This window comes from Pseudocolwellia sp. AS88, assembly GCF_030551755.1.
Lineage (GTDB): Bacteria > Pseudomonadota > Gammaproteobacteria > Enterobacterales > Alteromonadaceae > Pseudocolwellia.
The window spans coordinates 26429-46989 of sequence record NZ_JAUPEC010000026.1; the positions used below are offsets into that span (position 1 = coordinate 26429).

Sequence of the window (20561 nt, forward strand, 5' to 3'; positions counted from 1 at the left end):
ATTTTAAGCTACGTCTTTCTTCGTTTTATCACTTGTTTTGCTCGGAGCGATAGTCTCAACTTTACGTTGCTTTTCGTATAAGAAAGTCAGTACAGCAGAACGTAAATTGTTGTATTCAGGGTCTTTAGCCAGTGCCAATCTATCTCTTGGTCTAGGAAGATTTACATCAAGAATTTCGCCAACTGTTGCAGCAGGTCCATTCGTCATCATGACAATACGGTCAGATAACAAAACAGCCTCATCAACATCATGAGTGATCATAATAACGGTGTTGTTTAACTCGTCTTGAATTTCCATCAATGAATCTTGCATATGTGCTCGCGTTAATGCATCTAGAGCACCAAAAGGTTCATCCATTAATAGCACTTCTGGTTGCATAGCTAATGCACGGGCGATACCTATACGTTGTTTCATACCACCCGATATCTCATCAGGTAATTTGTGAGCGGCATGATCCATATGTACTAAGTTTATGTTGTGGTTAATCCAATCTTTCATTTCTTGCGCAGACATTTTGCCTTTAAACACTTCCTTTACAGCTAACTCAACATTCTGATAACAGGTTAGCCAAGGTAATAATGAATGATTTTGAAAAACAACTGCACGCTCTGGTCCTGGTTCAGTTACTTCTTTATTGTTAAGCAGAACGCCACCTTTAGTAGCTTGGTATAAACCAGCTACTACATTTAGAACCGTTGATTTACCACAGCCTGAATGGCCGATAAGTGAAATAAACTCGCCCTTTTTTATTTGTAAATCTACATCTTTTAACGCGGTAAAGTCGCCCTTTGGTGTTGGGAATACCATGTCAATTTTGCTTATGTTTAATAACGTAGTCATAATTTTTCTTCCTTATCGCACGCTATGTATAGCTGTGCGATCTGGTCAATGTATAATTTGTGATGATTTGTTTATAAATGTTGATTAAAGCTTCGCGCTTTCTTTGTTCCAAGACACGTGATATTGAATTTTTTGCATGGTTCGGTCTAATAAAAAACCAATCAAACCAATAACAACAACCGCGGTCATAATTCTACTTAAAGAGTCTGAGCTACCGTTTTGAAATTCATCCCAAACAAACTTTCCTAAACCTGGATTCTGCGCCAACATTTCAGCGGCAATAAGTACCATCCAAGCAACACCTAAAGACATTCTCATACCTGTGAAAATTGATGGAATGGCAGCTGGTATAACAATTTTTTGAATATGTTTTAATTTTGGTAAACGTAATACTTTACTTACGTTGTCCCAATCTTGGTTAATACTGGCAACACCAACTGAAGTATTAATAACCATTGGCCATATACAACAAAGAGTTACTGTAATTAGTGAGTTAACAAAAGATTTAGCAAAATAAGGATCATCCGATACATACAGTGCACTCACAGCCATAGTTACTAAAGGTAACCAAGCTAATGGGGAAACAGGCTTAAACACTTGAATAATTGGATTAATTGCCATATTCAAATTCTTGCTTAATCCTATGGCTATACCTAAAGGTACAGCAATAAATGCAGCCAATATAAAACCACTCATCACGGTAATTAAACTGGTGAATATTTGATCTAAAAACGTTTCCTTACCCGTGTATGAACGGATTTTGGCTTCATAGTTTGGATCTTGAGCAATTCGTTTGGCGTTTCGATCATCTTGTCTTTTATAAAAGGCATCAGCTTTTTCACGTTCTGCAACATGCTCTTGATAAAGGTTTACCATTTGCGTACCGACTTCTGCTGGTCCTGGAAATTTACCTAGCGATGTATTGATACTGCTAGCGGCAATAGTCCATAAAAAGAGAAAAATCAGCATACCAATTACAGGTAATAATACGGGCTTTGAAAAGTCACTAAAGCGCGTCACTTTCTTTGTTATTACATTAAGTGCTGAGTTACTTGCTACAAATTTACTAATTAAGGTGTTCACTTTTATTTCCTTTGTATGTAGGCCATTTTACCGGCCTACATCATTCATCAATTAAGCTAAAAACGTGGCTAAAATGATAATTAATACCAAATTAAATCTTATCGTCTGCTTTCAAACCAATTTTAAACTTGTTGATGTAAGCATTCGGTTGAGTACCGTCGTAAACTAAATCATCAATAAAGTGTGTTTGTGGTTTACGGAAACCTGTTTCAGTTTCAAAATCAGGGAATTCACTTGCACTAATTAGTTTGTCAGCAATTAAAGACTTTGCAGCAGCAATATAGATGTCAGGACGGTAAACTTTTTTAGCAATATCTTTGTACCAGCTATCAGGCTTACTATCGCTGATTTGTCCCCAACGACGCATTTGTGTTAAATACCAAATAGCATCAGAGTAATAAGGGTAAGTTGCGTTATGACGGAAGAAAACGTTGAAGTCAGGTACAGCGCGTTTATCGCCTTTCTCGTATTCAAAAGTACCTGTCATTGAATTAGCAATAACATTGTAATCAGCACCTACGTAGTTAGATTGCGATAATATTTTTACAGCTTCAGGACGGTTAGCGTTGTTGTTGTCATCTAACCATTTAGCGGCACGAATTAAAGCACGTGTTAAACGTAAGGTAGTGTTTGGGTATTTTTCTGTGAAAGACTTAGATAAACCAAATACTTTTTCTGGATTGTCTTTCCATATTTCATAATCAGTAACAACTGGAACACCAATACCTTTAAATACAGCTTGTTGATTCCAAGGTTCACCTACACAATATCCGTAGATAGTTCCGGCTTCCATTGTCGCTGGCATTTGTGGTGGTGGCGTTACAGAAAGAAGTGCTTGTGCATCAATAGTTCCTGATGTATCACCTTTATGTGGTGCATAAAAGCCTGGGTGAATACCACCAGCGGCTAACCAATAACGTAACTCGTAGTTATGTGTAGATACAGGGAATACCATACCCATTTTGAATGGCTTACCTTGATCAATATAGCTTTGTACAACAGGTTTTAAAGCATCTGCTTTTATTGGGTGTACTGGACGTCCATCTGCCATTTTTGGAATGTTAGGCTTCATTTGTTCCCATATTGTATTTGATACAGTAATTGCATTACCGTTTAAGTCCATTGAAAACGGTGTAACAATTTCAGCTTTAGTGCCATAACCAATAGTTGCTGCAATAGGTTGGCCTGCTAACATATGCGCGCCATCTAAACGACCATCAATTACGCCATCAAGTAACACCTTCCAGTTAGCTTGTGCTTCAATCGTTACGTATAAGCCTTCATCTTCAAAATAGCCTTTCTCATAAGCGATAGCGATAGGCGCCATATCGGTTAATTTAATAAAACCAAACTTAAGCTCTTCTTTCTCTGCAAAGCCTATTTCTTCAGCTTGTACAGACATACTCGTTATCGCGCCAGTTAATAAACAACAACTCGTAACTATTACGCTACATAGTGTTTTGTTAAATTTCTTTAAGGGTTTAGCAAACATACTTTTCTCCAAATAAAAAAGCCCACTACAACACCGGATAACAATTCAGTTGTAGTGGGCTACGATGCCAAACTAATAAATAACTACGCCGTTGCAGTAACATTAGTTTAATGTGTGTAAGAGTTTTACTCTTAAGGTTTACTATTTCGCTTTTGTAATAATAAACATGGTATTCTTTTTTACTTATTTTCTATGATAAAAATATAAATCTTCTAATCTTGTACACAGCCATTACTGTGCCAAGTTGCAAATAAATATATTAATCAGCAACTTAATAACAAACCAAAGATTTCAAAATGTAACAACTTAAAAATTCTTGCACTTATATCGAACATGTAAACAATCATTTGGTGCGCTACTGTTCATCTTGGTTACTTATATTATTGCTGATAAGGACAGAATGTTTTTAGCAACATCTTCAACCTTCTGGCCATTGTCCATCGCCATTTTGCGCATGTTGTGATACGCCTCTTGCTCTGTGCAGTTTTTGTTTTTCATTAATAATAATTTGGCTTGTTCAACAGTGCGATGATGAAACAACTTGTTTTTAGTATTACTCAATTCTTGCTTTAACTTTTGTTCTTCGTTGAAACGTGCAGAGGCTGTTTCTAAAATAGATTTTATCCGGGTGAAATCTGACACGCCTGCAATATAAGAAGTGACACCTGCTTTAATTAACGGTTGGATCAGATCTACGCCCTCCTGCTCAGAAAACATGACAATAGGTGTAGGTATGAAGTCTGAAATAGTTTGCAAGCTAATAAGCATCTTCTCATGAGGAAGTTCGATACCAATAAGAATGATATCTGGATTATGTTGTTCAATTTTTTTAATCAAAGAAGAGCTCTTTGAATTTTTATCTGCATCGTTAAATAAATTAACCAATCCATTATTATCTGATTTAAGTTTTACGGTTTGTTGAGTCTTATCTTTTTGATCGGATATTTCAATGCTACAAGATTTATCTACATATAAGCTTGCAACATCGAGCACACAACACACTTCATATTGAGCATCGTCAAGCACACTCATTATATTTTTATGTTTATAGTGTGTGTCTTCGATTAATAATATTTTGGGCTTACTTTTAGCATTACTTTGTGAAGAATGCTTTTTCACAGTGTTCATATCAATTCTCAATAGTAATAAAAGAATTTTGTTTACTAAACACTATTCAAAAATTAGACCAACACTAGAAGCATAAATATTTATTAAATATCAGCAACTTAAATTATTACTAAAAACGAGTTAAAAATGTATGTGCTGAAATGATGCAACCTTGCGCTAATGTGGGATTTTACGAAGTTTTACGTAGGTAAGATATATTATTCAGTTTACCGCTTATATAACTAGCATATAGAATAATTAAAGGCTGTAGCCCATTGAATGTTTTAAGAAGTTTGAAGATATAAATATCACTAAAAAAGCCACTTAATATAACAAGATTGGCGGATTAAAAATGGCTTAAATCTACAAGGTAGACTTAGGTTAAATAAGTAATTAATTTATCCGCAATGATTTTAGCGTTTAAACTGCTCAGTGCAATTTGTTCCACTAAGTTAATTTGGTCTTGTGCTATGTTACCTAAACCAATGCCAACGGTTGATGTATCGCTATCTAATAAAATGAAAATTAAACGATTTTTACTTACTATTGCATCTACTGTAACAGCGTCTGCATTGATGCCCTTCTTTCTCAATACTTTATCCATTAACCCTACTGAAGTGCTAATGCTTGGGGATTTTTCAATAAATATATCGTTTGCTTCTACAGTAAGTTCATAAAGCTTTTGGGTATTTTCTTTCATCATGTTTAATATGCCAAATTCGTTATTTAAGGTTTAACTCATCGGTTAGAAAAGTTGGTTTTCTAAAGTTTTACCTTTAACAAGCTGCGAATAAGTCCAGTTATTCTTATAACATAAGGTTAAAAAGGTAATATCTAAAGGTGCTGAATTCTCTATGACTTTATAACTAATAAGATATTCTTTACCTTGTAGTAATGACACATTTTGTACGCCAGGTATATTTGATATTTCTTGCACAAAATTATCTGAATGTTGTTTCATACGTAGAGTTAAATACTGTAAGTCGTCATCACTTGTTTGTACTTGATGATTTTGTAACTTACCGTTTTCTAAATATAAAACTTGATCACATAAGCGCTCAAGCTCGCTTAAATCATGAGAGCTAAGCACAAAGGTAATATCGCCAGACAAATTAGAAATAATTTCTCGAATATCTTTAGCGTGTTTAGGATCAAGCCCTGCTGTGGCTTCGTCTAATATAATAAGTTGTGGAGATCCCATTAACGACTGAGCTATAGATGCACGCTTACGCATACCATGTGATAACTCTAACGGTTTAACTTTATAACTATCAGCAAGCCCCACCAAACTTAAAACGCGATGGGCTTCTATAATACTTTGTTTACTTGTAAAGCCTTGCAACTGAGCATAAAACTGAAGCTGCTTCTCAATTGAATATTTTGGATCTAATTGAGCATCTTGAGGTAATGCACTGAAGTGATTTTTTACCGCAGCAGTACTTGGGTTTTCACCGAGTATAGAAACACTGCCACTGTTATATGGAATGTAACCACATAAGATACTAAACAGTGTGGTTTTACCTGCACCATTGGGCCCAACTAAAGCAACAGGTTCACCCTTTACAACTTCAAAGTTAATATCCTTTAAAACCTGTTTACTACCAAAGCTTTTATTCAGATTATCTACTTTAATTAATGAACTCATAATGAAGCCCTTTTAAAAACAAATTGTGCCAAAAGCAGATAACCTAAGCTTTGAAGAAGAGGAATTCCATAACTAGTAAAAGCACTACTTTGGAAGCCAATAATATTTTCAATCTGACCTCCAGGGAAAACATAAAATAAGAAAGACACATCAAATACAAAGTTATTCAATAAACTAATAACTATGCCTAAACCTATATATATTAATGAATACGCGATCAACGACATTTTAGCCGAGCTAACAAATACATTAATAAGCGACATACTGGCGATAAATGGCAAACTAATCGCAATAAGTTTTAACAGAATAACAAATGACAAGCCCATTGAAGCAATAGAAACGTCTTGTTGATTAAAAGCTGAGAATAACAAGCTAGCAATTAAAGTAACTAAAACTAAAATTGAGATAATGAGTAACTGACCTAAAAATCGACCGTAAAGTAATTCGGTTCGACTTGTTCTTAATAATATAAAGCGTAATGTACCTCGTTCTCTGTCTGAACAAGTTTGATCACAAGTAAACATTAGAGCAAAGAAAGGTAAAATGTAGGCTGAAACTATCCAGTAGATAGTTAACTCGGGGAGTTCCCATTCTAATAAAGCAGATAAATTAAGTTGTCCGAAAGCCTGTTTGGCAATACTTTTGAAAGTTTCTGTTGATATAAAATCACTGGCTGAACCAATAATATAATAGAAAATCAAAAACCAAATAAGAGAAAAACTAGAAAGAACAACCAAACCGCGTTTAGAAGCAAAAAGCCGAGCTAATTCAAAGGCTGTGATAGCCCAGATACGGGAAATATTAAAATGAGAAGACATCCAAACCCTTAGTTAATCTATTAGATTTGGATGTTAACATATAGATTATTAAAACGTTACTATATCAGACGGTTAAAGACCAAGTTCAGCCATAAAGTCATCATCGGCATTATCAGTTAAGGTTTGAGTTTTATCTTTTGTATTTTTTTCACTTTGAGAAGAAGCAATAATGTCGTCAGGATCAAACTCGTCTTCTAATTCAAAGTCATGTAATTTAATAAACTCTGTTTTGTCCATAGCAAGTTCAAGGTAAAAGATATTGTTTTCTGAAGTACTAAAACTCACTCGTCGAGCTTGAGGTCTTTCCATTACAGTATCAATAGATATATTAACTGACTTGCTTATCACCAACATCTTTGGCTGACTTTGGGTAATATTCGTTTGTAATTCGTTCTTAATTTTATGGGTAAAACCACCAACACATTGGTTCATTAATTCGCCCAAAACATTGGCAACATCATCAGCCATATAAGATTGAGAAATTTCAGATTCAGGCATTCCCATATTCTTCATGTAATCTCGGTATATCTCAATAGCCGCATCAGAAGTAAAATTATTAACAACAATTCCATTAAAGCCGCCATCAAATAAAACAAAGCAAGCGACATCTGGTTTCAAACAAGTACGAGTAATTTTTTGTACCATAGCCGAATAAGTAACTTTACTACCAGTTGCCTTTGATAGAATTTCTGAAACAGATTTACAAAGGGTGATTAAGATATCTTCAGTAGTAACTATTTTGTTTTTTCTCACTTTAATATGACTCTGTTGAATATAACTACTTAAACTATAACAGCTAATTGAGATTTTTATGAAAAATCGTATAAAACAACAACATTTTTTTTAAAATTATAGATAAACCTAGCCTGTAGTTAAGTTTTCAGGCTTAATTTAACCTTAAACTTAATGTTATTTATATTAGTTAGGGAAAAGAACGCAAAAAAAAGCATTAATCTATGATTAATGCTTTTAGGATCCGCTAAGATAATTTAACAAATAAATGGGTATTGATTAATTTTCTTGTAATAAATCAATAAACTTCTGAGACTGACTAATAGACTTACTCATTTCATCAACCAATACGGCAACATCTTTTTGCAAGGTTTTGTATTCGCCTTGCAATGCACCAATCGCACGAGCATTTAAATTATGCTTTAAATATAACGTGTTATCTTTAAGTGTCGCTAATACAGGATCCATTTTGCTTTTTGCTTTATACATAGACTTAATTAGCGTGTTGTATTGGCGTTGTGTGCTATTGAGCTTAGACTGACTTTGTCTTTTCAAACTTGCACTACTGTACTGTTCAATCTCAGTTTGCCATTCTTCAAACAAAGCTTCCGAAACACTTTCGATCGACTCGATTTTACCCGTTACTTGATCAGCAGCAGCTTTACTTGCTTCATATTGCTCTTCTGTAATTTCATATTGCTCAGCTAAATCGCCACCTTCGAATTCAATAAGCGAACTAAGTTGTTCAAGCGCTGATTTGAATTGCTCTTGAGCTTCTTCTTGAGCTGTTTGTGCACCTTCAACTCTATCTAACATAATGTCACGTTTATGTACGCCAACTTTTTCCATTGCTGAATAATATGCCGACTGACATGCCGATAAGCTTATTAATACAAAGACTAAAGCTATATTTTTATATAGGGTTTTCATGAAAGCCGCCTAATTCTTGTTGTTTTTAGTGATTTAATTTAAATAAGTAATGGAGAAACAAATTAAAAAATTAATAGTTAAACCAATTAGATTTATCAATTATAACTTTATTTATGTCATTGTGTTAATTTTTTGTAAAAAACTATTGTTTCGCTATATTAAATTAATCAGATTCAATGCATTAACAATACTTCGGTTCTATTCTGTTTTGGTAGATTCAGTACCCGACTCGATTGTTTCGATTGTTTCAATATTAATAATTTTTGAACGATTCATGGTTATTTTAATACGTTGCATATAACGCTCTTTGTTATTCTTCTGCACTAACACCATGTTTAGCTGGTAACGTTTTTCAACACCTTCACTACTAATTTTGTTGCCATCTAAGGTATAAAGTCGCCCTTCACCACGCCTAAGATAACGAACAAAAGGGGTTAAATTAAAATTTATCTGATTCTGTATCTCTTCATATCCAGGTAAAAAGTTTTTAACGGTAACTTTAGAGTCACATCTAAAATGCAGTAAATGCGCAGCTAATTTATTTTGATGCCTACGTTTTTGAAAAAGCTCATCAACTTCTTTAGGAAGGTCTTTGTTTCTCATGTATTCAAGCCAAACCGTTTGAAAAGAAACTCGACTTTTAGTTAAGCTGTTTAAGAAAGTATGTCTCCATTTAGGCCTGCCTCTTTGAATTCGCCGCCAAATAACTCGAGTTAACTCATCTTTGAACGTTTCACGAACTCCATAGATAAAACCTAAAAAGGCGATTAATACAACCGTAACTTCTGTAAAAGCAGTACGTGCATTAAGTACAATATACATTACAAAGGCCATAATAATAGCGGTAATAGCACCTCTTACAAAACGCTTTAAATTAACATTTAGGTGGGTAGTTTTTTTAGAAAATACAACACCGTATTCCCCTAACCTTTGCAGTAACTGCATTTTATTGGTGATTCTGTTCGGGTCTTCTAGTGTGACTGCAGAGTTGTATTTCTTCTCAATTCGATAAGCAGACTCAGCCCTACATAAATCGAGCAATCTATTTTTGTGTTCAGTGAACTCGCTAGATTTTGGGCCTTTAGATAAAATATTTAAGAAAGCCTGTTCTGTTTTCCAACTTAAAAAGTTATCTATATTTTCAAAATAAGAGCTGAGTTTTTTATCTGGCGGTGTGTAACGTCTTAACTTCTTCAATAAGCCTTCAGTCTGCTCAGCAATTTCTATCGCTTTTTCGTAGTATTCTTCTACATCTTTAATTTTGATGGTTTGCTTTACGTCGGTTTCTAACGCCATACGTAATTGATAAGAGAAAAGGTTTAAGTTAGTGCGATAATCACTTTGCTCACCTTTTTGTTGGCTGACAAAACGACTTCTAACTAAAGGTAAATGTAAGTTTTCGGAATAATAAGCGCTACTAAAAGAAATACTGCTGTAAAAGAAGTTTTCTTCTGATAACGTACTTGAACTTATCCCCATTTCTTCTGGGATCGAAATATATAAATCTAACTGCTGAAACTCTTGAGGCAGAAGTCTGTAGCTAGTTTTTATGGAAAGGTTTTCATCTTGTGATAGCTTGATTTTTTGCAAGTAGCATTCCTTTAACGTGATAGAAAATGAAAAATGATGCTTAACGTCTAATTGATATTATTTAAATAGCTCGAAGTGTGTTGTTAAGTTCTCAAATAAAAATAGTAAATCTAGTAAAATAATCCAGTATTAAATGAATATAAAATGAATCCACCTAAAGCCAAAGAGCAATTGAAAAAAGCACCAGTTAATCGATACAAAAGAAACAAAGTTTAAGTCACTAATGTAAGCAGTAAGAGCTTTGGACATCCTCCCTAGTTCACCTTACTGGTAGCTCCTAATAATCCATCACCTTTGCATACAACTATTTTATCGTCATAGATCAATTTTTCAATATCCACTGAATCAAATAAGGTAGCTAAAACACAACCACCCTATCCATGTTATTTGTACCTATGATTGTGTACATCAATTTTATTTAACCTGCTAACTGCTGACACCATAAACTTGCTTCAACAAACTCTTGATGTAGTTCTTCACTACTCAATTCATATATTTTCATTTGTTCTGCAAGTCCATGAACTTGCCCTGTAATATAATCAACAGTAAAATCGAGTAACTCACCTAACAAACCTGAATGTTCGGTAAGCGCATCTTCAATAGGCTTAGCTAATGGCATGGTATTAATAATTTCTTTTATTGGCATACCAAGCAACACCTCAAGAGAACTCAATAAACCTGTAATAAAAGCAAAATCAGCCACTTTTGAAAATTTCTTATTATGTTCAGCAATCGATGCCATAAGCTTAGCGGTAATAAGCGCTTGCTTAGATACTTCATCTGTTTGTTCAGTTGTAAGTTTTGATAAAGCAAGAATGGAAACAAATTGCTTCAACTTATCTTCACCTAAATAAGCAGTAGCTTGCTTAAGAGAGGTAATCTCAACTCGTGTTCCAGTCGCAACATTGTTTACCATTTTAAGTAAACTAATACTCAGGTTGACATCATGGCTAACAATATCGGCAATACGTTCGTAAACTAGAGGAGAATTAAATGTTTCACTGATTAACTCTAACATTTGAGCTTTAATCGGTGTTAATGCTTTACCTTCGATAATTTCAGGCTCGTGATAAAAGAAACCTTGGTAATAATCAAAGCCTACTTCAACTAATGAGAGGTACTGAAAACGTGTTTCTACTCGCTCCGCTACCATTTTTACATTAAAAGCTTTTAAACGCTTAACAACAGCAGATAACTGCTTAGGATTAACGTTATCTAAATTAACTTTTAAATATGAAATATAAGGGAATAAATCATCCCATTGTTTATCTGTGTCATATTCTGTTAGCGCAATTTTATAACCTTTCTCATGATAGTAGCTGAGAATTTTAATTAAATTATTAGTTACTTTCTTGTGGCTAACCAATTCAATCACAATTTCACTTGGATTAAACATCAAAGGGTATTTGTTAATTAAGCTCTTTTCAGTAAAGTTTATATAAGCTGGCTTGCCCATACTAATCGCTTTAATACTGCCATGAATATGGTTTTGTATAATGATTTTAGAAGTAGCTATATCTTGATCAATTTCAGGGAATTTGTTGTCCGGGCTATCTCTAAAGAGTAATTCGTACCCAACAGTTTTAGATTGTCGATTGAATATGGCTTGTCTGGCTATATAAGTACTTTGCATAATAGAATAAAATAAAGTTGATACTGATTACTTCATTCTATAGCTAAATGCCTAAGATTAACAATGAATTACTTTACTTTGACCGGAAAGCTACTTAAGTAATTATCTCTAATATTGTTATTTCTATGTTGCATGCGTGAATGCAGGTACTTAATTTTTGTCACTAATAACAAAATGTGATTTATTTAAATTTAGTGAATCAATAGATTAAAGGATTCATAAGCCAAAGTTCAGGTTGTTTAATTATCTAATCTTCTAAGATTGGCAATAAAATATTTTGATCTGCGTCAGTTCCTGCAGGAGTTTCCAAACCTAAAAGGGAAAGCATCATAGGAAATACATAAATATTTTCAAAAGGTTCAATCACAAGGCCTTTTTTGAAGCTAGGACCATTGGCAATAAAAATAGCATTAAGCTCTGAATTCATCTTAGGATCGTAACCGTGTGTAGCGCCAGCTTTATCTCTAGGTTTACCAAAAACGTAAGGAGGTAATACTTCTAATACTAAATTAGGCATTACCGATGATCGGGTGTTGAAATGCCATGCGTCTGGATAGTTTTCAAAATCGTAAACCGACACTTGCTGTTTTTCTGCGGTACTGAGTTTACTTTTGATGGTATTAACTAGAGCTTTTTCTTTCGTAGCATCATCTTCAGGTAAATAAACAAACAATTGGGTTTGACCATTCACCACACGAATGTCTTTAACTCCATCAATGCCTTTAAATAAATGGTTGTATTGAATAGTGTTTTGCGAAATATCTGTCATGCCATGATCGGACACTAAAATAATATTAACGTCGTAATCAACTTTCTTAGCTAAGTCATCTAAAAACTCACCCAGCAACAAATCTAAGTCAGTTATTGCCTGCTTAACTTCCTCTGAAGCAATTCCGTAATCATGCCCTGCAGTGTCAATTGTTGAAAAATAACCAAGAACTAAACTCGGGCGTTCGTCTTCAGGTAAAGTTAGCCAATCAATAATCTTATTAAAACGTTTTTTATTAGGTGTATTGTGTATATAAGGTTTTAGATAAGTGGGTTTATTTTTGGTTGTGTTAATTTCAGATTCTGGCCAAAAATATATACCTGTTTTAATATCATTCTTTTCAGCTATAGACCATAAAGTTGAACTGCGTAACCAATTAGGATCTTCTTTACCTAAACCTAATTTATACTGTTTATCTAAATCTCGGTTATAAAATTTATTATGTATTACACCATGCGTAGCAGGGTAATTACCTGTAACGATTGAAATATGATTGGGAAATGTTTTACTTGGGAACACAGGAATTAACGACTTAGCTTTTACACCGCTTTCAGCTAATTTTAATATATTTTTTGGTTGATAGGTTTCTAAATAATGATTAGCAAAGCCATCGATGGATATTAAAATTGTTGGAGTGATCGACTTTTTTAATGTTTTTGCATTTAAGTCACTATTTGTATCTGTAGCAGATGAACAACCAAAAAGAATAAGTGTACAAGCAATAGAAGCTAAGACGATAGTTTTCATAGAGGATTATATGACTTCTTGTTAAGAGTTGAATATCAAGGATTAGAATAATAGCGAGTGATGAACTTATTATTCAAATAGCTATAAGCAAAAGTATAAAAGCAGAAAGTTAAAATTTTATGATAATAAGATAAAGATTGACGACAGTTAAAAAGCATTAACCATCGTCATTAATGCATATTTTATTTTAAAAGATGCACAATATTTGCTAAATCACTTTTTCCATTAACAAGCTCTTCTTCTGTTAAACCAGAAAGCTCGTGTGGGAACACTAACCATTCATCAGATTCGTGAACATAGTAATCAGGCACAATATCTACTTTGTTGTTTTGAGGCTTAAACCAAGGGCAAGCAACACGTACGTCTGTAGGCATGTTGTTACGGCTTAGTTTTTTAAGTTGTTTAATTAAAGCATCGATACTACGACCTGAATCAAACACGTCATCAACGATCAATAATCCATCATCAGCGTTTGCGTTTTCAATGATGTAATGCAAACCATGCACTTTAATTTCTTTACTCTGCTGATTAATACCATAGTAAGAAGAAGTACGAACAGCTATGTGATCTGTTTCAACTTTTTTGAAATCAAAATATTCTTGAACTGCGATACCGATCGGAGCCCCACCACGCCATATACCAACAATAAACTGAGGTCTAAAACCGTCTTCGTAAACTTTAGCTGCAAGTCTGAAAGAATCTTCTAAAAGTTCTTGTGCGGTTATAAATTTTTTTTCCATTGGTATGAGTGCCTCTTGGTATCTAGATAATTATGCGAACATTATAACCATTTCTTTACCAAATGGTTAGGTTTTGAATTAAAAGATCATAAATATTTAACTAATATCTTACTGATGCTTGGTTTAGAAAGTTTAGCTTTTTGTTATATATACGTTCAACTTGAATGTTATCGTTGAACTTAATCGCTTTTTCGATAGAAGATTTAGCTAAAGTAAACTGTTCGGTTTTCAAATACAGTTTAGCTAAATCATAATGAAATTCATGAAACTTAGATTCTAGCTTAATTGCATCTTTTAAATGACGAATGGCTGAATCGTATTCATTTTTATACTTAGCTTCACTCGCGAGTAACGCATGATAATGAGGATTACTCAAACGTTTGTTATGTAATTTATTAGTTATTATAGCAGCTTCATCTTTACGATCTAACTTATCAAATAATAAAGCTAGATTTTCTAAAGCACTCAAGTCTTCCGGATTCAAATCTAAAGCATGTTGGTAACTCTGGATTGCTAAATCATAATGATGATTAATTTTATACAACACACCTAAATTGCCCCAAGCGCTAAAGTAATTAGGATCCATTTTTGTTGCCGCTTTAAAATAGGCATATGCTTGATCATATTGAGATTTTACTAGAGCTTCAGCGCCTTTGTTATTGTAGAACATTGCTACCATAGTTTTTTTACTAACAACTCTACGTGGAAAATGATCTTTTGAAGCATTAGGATCAAAGTCAATCTGCATTATTTCTTTAGACCACATTTTATCTTTATAAAGAGAACTTGGTTTACTAATCAATAAATTTACATGCCCCATCAATAATTGGTGACCTCCCTGTCTTACCCAATACTCAGGAACTTCAATATCTTGAAACTTCAATTTCATCCCTGCTTCGTTTGCTAATGCATAAGCCATAATGGTTAACGACATACAATTTGCTTTGCTGCCATGAAAAGCATCAATCGCTGTTACATTAGTTCCACTGTCGTAAGACATAGCAATGTGGTTAGATGAAAAAATATAATTTAATAACAGTCGGGCTTTCCTTTCATGATCTTTTTCTGGCTTCAAAATATGTTTAACCATATTTTCCATTTCTTCATCTAATGCAAATATTTCCTTTTCTGTTTCAATAACAATTTCATTTGCTGTTGGAAATGCATTATCAAGATATAAATCGTTAATGTTGGATGTATTTTGGCGATAAGAATTTACAAGATTTCCACAACCAGACAGGAGTGAAATAACAAGAGCTAAAAAAATAAAATGTGCGTTGATACTTTTCATGACATTTACTCACGATAATAAAAAACGGTTTGTAATTATATCCTAAACACCTAACATTGTATATTTCATCTCTACAAATTCAGGCTTTACTAAAAATCACGAAATCGATCATAAGAACGCACCAACCACAAAGGTACGCGTTACCACTACCACCTTAATTAATAACAACTTAATAAAATGATACTCAAATTTAAAACATACTAAGCCATGGTTAAAAAACCTTTATAAATAAGAGCTTTTGCTCTATTAAAGTTTTTAAAAATAGATATTGTATACAATAATATTCTAGAGTTTTAACTCGGTTTCTTTAACAATGAATTTTAAAAAAATCGTCAATTACATCGAGTTTAATTTAAGCCACTAGGAATAAAAGAAGATAAAAATCTGGGTAAGGTTATAGGATTAAGTATGAGTATTTTCATACTTAATCCTGATAAAATTTATTGAATGGATTTTATCAAATAATCGTTGCTTATTAACCTTAAAAACACTCTTTTATTAAGGTTAATAATGCAAAAATAGCGATAAAAATTATGATTTAATAATACAGGTTATCACTAAATCTAATTACCTAAAGGTAAAATAACTGTAATGTTATAAGTTTTTCCGTGTTCAATATTGCTTATCTTGTTGCCAATTAAAATGTTCTCATTAAGCATTATTAGTTTCTCAGTAATATCATTTCTGAAGATTTCGACATTAAAGGTTGCACCTAAATACGAACGTGAAACAGTCATTTCATTCCAGTGCGAAGGTAACTGTGGATCAACAATAAGTTCGCCTTTCACTCCTTTTAAACCACATAAACCTTCTACAATACAGCGTTGAAACCAAGCAACTGTTCCAGTATTAAATAACTGACTCGAACGCCCTGCTTGCTCAGGAAATTGTTTATATGCACCACGATAATAATTTGGAATATAATTTGGAAGTTGACCACGCTTTTCAACATCGTCTAATGTCGGCAACATTTTCTTTAGTATATTAAAGGCTTCGTCACCCTTATTAATACTATAAAGGCTGTAAGCATAAAAAATAGCCGCATGATTATATACAGCGCCATTCTCTGAAACCCCTGGATGCTTTTGCGTTAAACGGCCAACATCGTCTCGCATTTTTGTATAGCTAGGTGCTAACATCATGTCGCCAAAAGGCGTTGATAACTGCTGTTCAACTTCATTCATCATGCTGATAGTTTTAGCTTTATCTGCTGCACCACTTAAAATGGACCAAGATTGCGGATTTAGATAAATACGTCCTTCAATATCCTCTTTAATACCGAAAACCACGTTATCATCAGTAATACCGCGTCCGTACCATTGACCATCCCATAAGTTAAGGTTAACGGCTTCATTAATTTCTTCAGCCGTTTTTCTAAAGTAAGTAATTTTATCTAGTTCATCAGCATATGTTTCACATAAATCAGCCCAAGTATTTAAAGCGTAAGCTGTCGCCAACGAAAGCCATGCTGAAACACCTTTACCTTTATAACCCACCATATTCATAGGATCACACCAATCACCTTGTTCAATAAAACTTAAACCCCGGTGATCTCTTGCAGCTATTAAAGCCTCCATCGCTAAATCTATATGTTGTTTTACACTTTTAGTTTGTTGAGAGTCAGCAAAAGCAAGCTCTTGATTGAGCAACAATGCATCATTTGTTTCTGACAGATACACTGACAAACAAATAGGTAGCCAAACGCTATGATCAGCATGTGGTACCTGATTAATATATTTTAATTCAGCATCAGGATGTAAAAGCACACCATCAGGCATAACACCTGAGGATAATTGCTGAGATAAAGACGTTAAAAATGACTCTTTAGTTAACGCAGAGTTGATATAACTCATGCCCATGTTGTCTTGCAGGTAATTACGCGTTTGTGGATCTGTCGATAATCGATTTACATCGCCATGATAAAAAACTTGTCTTGGCAACCAATGATTAATAAAGTGATTAAACTCTACATCTGGTGATTCAATTGTAATATTACTTTTACCACTATTTACATAGGCTTGATATTGAACCAATTCTTTATCAAAAGTTTTATTGCTCGTATCTGAAACCGTAAATAAATCTTTTTTAATTACCGCTATTTCATCATTAGTTTTAGCCGCACCAAAAACAAGCTTTATCGACTCATTCGCTTTACCAGCCAAACTCATTTGATATTGCAATACAGCCACCGGCGTTTCATATATCGCATCAGCCTTATCTAAATACTCATGAGTTAGCGCACTTGGATTATGTAAACCACCTTCTCCTTCAAACGTTTTTTGATTAGAGGTCCAGCTCACAGGCTCTCGGTCAGCTAATAAAAAAGTCTTATCTTTAAATTCTTTTTGTTTAGGATAATCTTCAACTTTTTGATACGGCGTTACACATGTCGCTACAACAGCGTTTAAATATTGATCAAATACAGCAGATTGATTTAACCATGACATATAACCAATAGAAAAATACGGGTATACACTAATATTACGTGTTTCATCTGTAAGATTTCTAATCGTCACATTCCATAACTCGATAGGCTTATCGACTGTTAAACTCAAAGATAGCTGTATTTCAATACCTAACTTTTCAACAACCCAATTTATATTATGTTTATTTAAAACAAAGTCGAAACGATCTAACTGAGTTCTTAAAGGTTCATATGGAGCTGAAAATATCTCGCCAGTATCTTCATCTTTAATATAAAAGAAGCGTCCTGGATGATGTGAAAAATAGGCATGCTCCGGCTGCATGAAAGTTTTAGCTTCCATGTTAGGTGCGTAAGAGTACTTAGCCGGCTCAGGCTGCATAAACTGCGCAATAGCATAACCTCGGCAGTTCATGTTTATCATCATTTGGCTGTTCCACAAAAATCCACTCGCATTAGGCAATTTAGTTGGACTATGTAAAGTGATGGTTTGTCCATCATCTGCAAATGAATAAGTTTTACTTTCTGACATTAAATGTTTTCCTGAGATATAGGTTTGGATAAATCATCTTGAATTTGTTTTTGCTGCTCATCAGTTAATGGATAAAAGCGAATGGCAACAACAGCAACAATCGCAATAATGCCGGGTATTAAGGTCATTAATAAAACAATACCGTGCTCTGATGCACCCGTTTGAGCTTGATTAGCGATATAACCCATTGAAGCCAAAATCCAACCGATCATAGCCCCAGCAATAGCTCCACCCAGTTTTTGAGCAAATGCAGCGGCTGAGAAAATCATCGCTGTTGCCCGTCTACCTGTTTTCCACTGAGAATAATCAGCTGTATCTGCGTACATAGAAAACACTAAAGGTGATTTAGGTCCCAGAGCCAAACCAATCAATACTTGCAGGGTAAACATCAAAGCAATTTGATCTTGTGGAACAAAATAAAAAGCGATAGAAAATACAGCCACAATAAGCATAAGAATTGTTAACAAGGTTTTCTTATCGAAAAATTTAGTTAATAAGGGGGTAGAAGCAGCACCAACAGCTAATGAAAGCATGTAAGCTAAAGAAAAACTGCCTATTAAATCTTCACGCCCAACAAAATACTTGAAGTAAAAAGTACCGGTACTGCCTCGCAAGGAGATTGTCATCATAATAATTAGAGCAAGACAAAATAAAACGATCCAAGGTTTATTATTGGTTAAGTCTTTTAAATCTTGTAATACAGGTGTTTTTTGATTGGCTGGAGGAGAGATTCTTTCTTTAGTGGAGTAAAACGAAAAGCTAAACAACATAGCAGCAACAATACCATACAACCCCATAGTCAATTGCCAGCCAGTAACTTCATCACCATTACCCAAATAACTAACAAGTTCAGGCGTTAAAAAAGCCACTAAACTACCGCCAGAGAAAGCACCAATAAATCTGAAACTTGTTAAGGTTGTTCGCTCTTGCGTATTACCCGTTACAACACCTAATAAAGCACCGTAAGGTACGTTAATGAATGTATAAGCCAACATCATGAAGATATAAGTAGCATAAGCCCAAACAATCTTACCGCTTTCATCAAGGTCTGGTACGGTAAAGGTTAAAACTCCAGCTGCTGCTAGCGGTAATATTCCCCACAACAAATAAGGACGAAACTTACCATATTTAGTTTTTGTTCTATCAGCCAATGCTCCCATTAGAGGATCTGAAAAGGCATCCACTAAACGTGTCACTAACATCATAGTACCTACAGCAGCTGCAGGAATACCAAAAACATCGGTGTAGAATATAAATAAAAACACATCAAAAACGCGCCAATAAAAATTACTAGCAACGTCTCCACATGCATAACCAAGTTTTTCTTTTATGGATAACTTTTGCTCGGCTAAAGCTGTTGAATTCATCATCTTTCCTAAAATAGTTATATTATATTTTTTATATTTAGTGGAAATAAGTTGTCACTTCCCCGAAATAAAGCCCTTAAAATGTTAGATAAAGTCATAAAACTAATTATGACAAAAACAAATGAAAGCGCTTACATTTACATATACGATATAATTCTTCTAGAACCAAGTCAATAATGGATTACTCTTGAATATTTAAATAGCGTTTCTTGAAATGGATTATTCTTCTAACCAATCGATATAACAAACAAAAAATTGTTGCCAAAACTCTTTACATTTAGACGTTTCAATTAACTCTTCTTCTAAATATTTTAAAAGTTCTTCGTCTGTTAATGTTGTTGCATCTGGCACATAAACTTCAGCAGTTTGAACATTAGATTTTTTCAGTAGAGTTAAACATTTAATAAAAGCATCAATGCTAACGGCTACAGGGATTAAACTCCAACTCTCACCCTCAAAAATAGCAGTATAAACATCTGCATCATCACTGTTTTTAACAATTAAGTACGGGTCGCCCAACTCAGTATCAACACCTATTACAAACCAGTCATCATTCCAGCCAGGTTCAGCAGAAAATTTGTCTTGTATACTTTTTTGCTCATCTTCAGCACTAAATAGCTGAAAACCTTGAGGCCCGAAATAAACAGTTGTTAATAAGCTTTTTTGAATATATTTAAGCACCGAGTTAATCCCTAAAATAAGTTATACGGTTATTATCTCATAATCTGAAATAAGGTATCATTAATATCACACCTAATACTGAATCTATAAGTAAATACTCAGCATTAAACCAAGTTTAATCATAACTTGGCCCGATGTAACA

Annotated in this window: 17 protein-coding genes; all 17 read right to left on the bottom strand. The window is 33.9% G+C overall.

Annotated features, from left to right (window positions below; translation table 11 throughout):
• Positions 1–3: 3 nt before the first annotated feature.
• Complete coding sequence (locus Q5N69_RS15480) at positions 4–840, bottom strand: ABC transporter ATP-binding protein (protein ID WP_304369997.1); 837 nt, start codon at positions 838–840, stop codon at positions 4–6.
• A gap of 84 nt (positions 841–924) precedes the next feature.
• Positions 925–1872 (bottom strand): ABC transporter permease, encoded by a 948-nt coding sequence (locus Q5N69_RS15485; protein WP_304370023.1) that lies wholly within the window; start codon positions 1870–1872, stop codon positions 925–927.
• Between the two features lie 142 nt (positions 1873–2014).
• Positions 2015–3325, bottom strand: coding sequence for a CmpA/NrtA family ABC transporter substrate-binding protein (locus Q5N69_RS15490; protein WP_304370024.1), 1311 nt, complete (start codon positions 3323–3325; stop codon positions 2015–2017).
• Positions 3326–3790: 465 nt separating this feature from the next.
• Positions 3791–4543 carry an ANTAR domain-containing response regulator gene (locus Q5N69_RS15495; protein ID WP_304369998.1) on the bottom strand — a complete coding sequence of 251 codons (753 nt, stop codon included), beginning with the start codon at positions 4541–4543 and terminating at the stop codon, positions 3791–3793.
• Between the two features lie 355 nt (positions 4544–4898).
• Complete coding sequence (locus Q5N69_RS15500; protein WP_304369999.1) at positions 4899–5225, bottom strand: hypothetical protein; 327 nt, start codon at positions 5223–5225, stop codon at positions 4899–4901.
• 42 nt (positions 5226–5267) lie between these two features.
• Positions 5268–6167, bottom strand: a complete 900-nt coding sequence (locus Q5N69_RS15505; protein ID WP_304370000.1) for an ABC transporter ATP-binding protein — start codon at positions 6165–6167, stop codon at positions 5268–5270.
• On the bottom strand, positions 6164–6985 hold the full coding sequence (locus tag Q5N69_RS15510; protein WP_304370001.1) for an ABC transporter permease subunit: 822 nt from the start codon (positions 6983–6985) through the stop codon (positions 6164–6166). Before Q5N69_RS15510 ends, Q5N69_RS15505 begins: the two co-directional genes overlap by 4 nt.
• Positions 6986–7057: 72 nt before the next feature.
• Positions 7058–7738, bottom strand: coding sequence for a DUF3334 family protein (locus Q5N69_RS15515; RefSeq protein ID WP_304370002.1), 681 nt, complete (start codon positions 7736–7738; stop codon positions 7058–7060).
• A 258-nt stretch (positions 7739–7996) separates the two neighbouring features.
• Positions 7997–8647: a DUF2959 domain-containing protein gene (locus Q5N69_RS15520; protein ID WP_304370003.1), complete on the bottom strand. Its 651-nt coding sequence runs from the start codon at positions 8645–8647 to the stop codon at positions 7997–7999.
• 198 nt (positions 8648–8845) lie between these two features.
• Entirely contained in the window at positions 8846–10237 is a 1392-nt protein-coding gene (locus Q5N69_RS15525) for a hypothetical protein (protein ID WP_304370004.1), read from the bottom strand.
• Positions 10238–10655: 418 nt separating this feature from the next.
• Entirely contained in the window at positions 10656–11870 is a 1215-nt protein-coding gene (locus Q5N69_RS15530) for an EAL and HDOD domain-containing protein (protein ID WP_304370005.1), read from the bottom strand.
• 247 nt (positions 11871–12117) lie between these two features.
• Positions 12118–13386, bottom strand: a complete 1269-nt coding sequence (locus Q5N69_RS15535; RefSeq protein ID WP_304370006.1) for an ectonucleotide pyrophosphatase/phosphodiesterase — start codon at positions 13384–13386, stop codon at positions 12118–12120.
• A gap of 182 nt (positions 13387–13568) precedes the next feature.
• On the bottom strand, positions 13569–14126 hold the full coding sequence (locus tag Q5N69_RS15540; protein ID WP_304370007.1) for a phosphoribosyltransferase: 558 nt from the start codon (positions 14124–14126) through the stop codon (positions 13569–13571).
• Between the two features lie 100 nt (positions 14127–14226).
• The gene (locus tag Q5N69_RS15545) at positions 14227–15417 is read right to left on the bottom strand and encodes a lipopolysaccharide assembly protein LapB (RefSeq protein WP_304370008.1); all 1191 of its coding nucleotides are present in this window, start codon (positions 15415–15417) and stop codon (positions 14227–14229) included.
• Positions 15418–15980: 563 nt separating this feature from the next.
• The gene (locus Q5N69_RS15550; protein WP_304370009.1) at positions 15981–18371 is read right to left on the bottom strand and encodes an NdvB protein; all 2391 of its coding nucleotides are present in this window, start codon (positions 18369–18371) and stop codon (positions 15981–15983) included.
• Entirely contained in the window at positions 18371–19738 is a 1368-nt protein-coding gene (locus Q5N69_RS15555; protein WP_304370010.1) for an MFS transporter, read from the bottom strand. The genes Q5N69_RS15550 and Q5N69_RS15555 overlap by 1 nt, the downstream gene beginning before the upstream one ends.
• 219 nt (positions 19739–19957) lie before the next feature.
• Entirely contained in the window at positions 19958–20419 is a 462-nt protein-coding gene (locus Q5N69_RS15560; protein ID WP_304370011.1) for a hypothetical protein, read from the bottom strand.
• Positions 20420–20561 lie beyond the last annotated feature (142 nt).

What these genes read in the sequence shown, in the direction of transcription:
- Q5N69_RS15480 (WP_304369997.1), bottom strand. Translation starts at nt 840, where the DNA reads ATGACTACGTTATTAAACATAAGCAAAATTGACATGGTATTCCCAACA.
- Q5N69_RS15490 (WP_304370024.1), bottom strand. Translation starts at nt 3,325, where the DNA reads ATGTCTGTACAAGCTGAAGAAATAGGCTTTGCAGAGAAAGAAGAGCTT.
- Q5N69_RS15495 (WP_304369998.1), bottom strand. Translation starts at nt 4,543, where the DNA reads ATGAACACTGTGAAAAAGCATTCTTCACAAAGTAATGCTAAAAGTAAG.
- Q5N69_RS15500 (WP_304369999.1), bottom strand. Translation starts at nt 5,225, where the DNA reads ATGATGAAAGAAAATACCCAAAAGCTTTATGAACTTACTGTAGAAGCA.
- Q5N69_RS15505 (WP_304370000.1), bottom strand. Translation starts at nt 6,167, where the DNA reads ATGAGTTCATTAATTAAAGTAGATAATCTGAATAAAAGCTTTGGTAGT.
- Q5N69_RS15510 (WP_304370001.1), bottom strand. Translation starts at nt 6,985, where the DNA reads ATGTCTTCTCATTTTAATATTTCCCGTATCTGGGCTATCACAGCCTTT.
- Q5N69_RS15520 (WP_304370003.1), bottom strand. Translation starts at nt 8,647, where the DNA reads ATGAAAACCCTATATAAAAATATAGCTTTAGTCTTTGTATTAATAAGC.
- Q5N69_RS15530 (WP_304370005.1), bottom strand. Translation starts at nt 11,870, where the DNA reads ATGCAAAGTACTTATATAGCCAGACAAGCCATATTCAATCGACAATCT.
- Q5N69_RS15535 (WP_304370006.1), bottom strand. Translation starts at nt 13,386, where the DNA reads ATGAAAACTATCGTCTTAGCTTCTATTGCTTGTACACTTATTCTTTTT.
- Q5N69_RS15540 (WP_304370007.1), bottom strand. Translation starts at nt 14,126, where the DNA reads ATGGAAAAAAAATTTATAACCGCACAAGAACTTTTAGAAGATTCTTTC.
- Q5N69_RS15545 (WP_304370008.1), bottom strand. Translation starts at nt 15,417, where the DNA reads ATGAAAAGTATCAACGCACATTTTATTTTTTTAGCTCTTGTTATTTCA.
- Q5N69_RS15550 (WP_304370009.1), bottom strand. Translation starts at nt 18,371, where the DNA reads ATGTCAGAAAGTAAAACTTATTCATTTGCAGATGATGGACAAACCATC.
- Q5N69_RS15555 (WP_304370010.1), bottom strand. Translation starts at nt 19,738, where the DNA reads ATGAATTCAACAGCTTTAGCCGAGCAAAAGTTATCCATAAAAGAAAAA.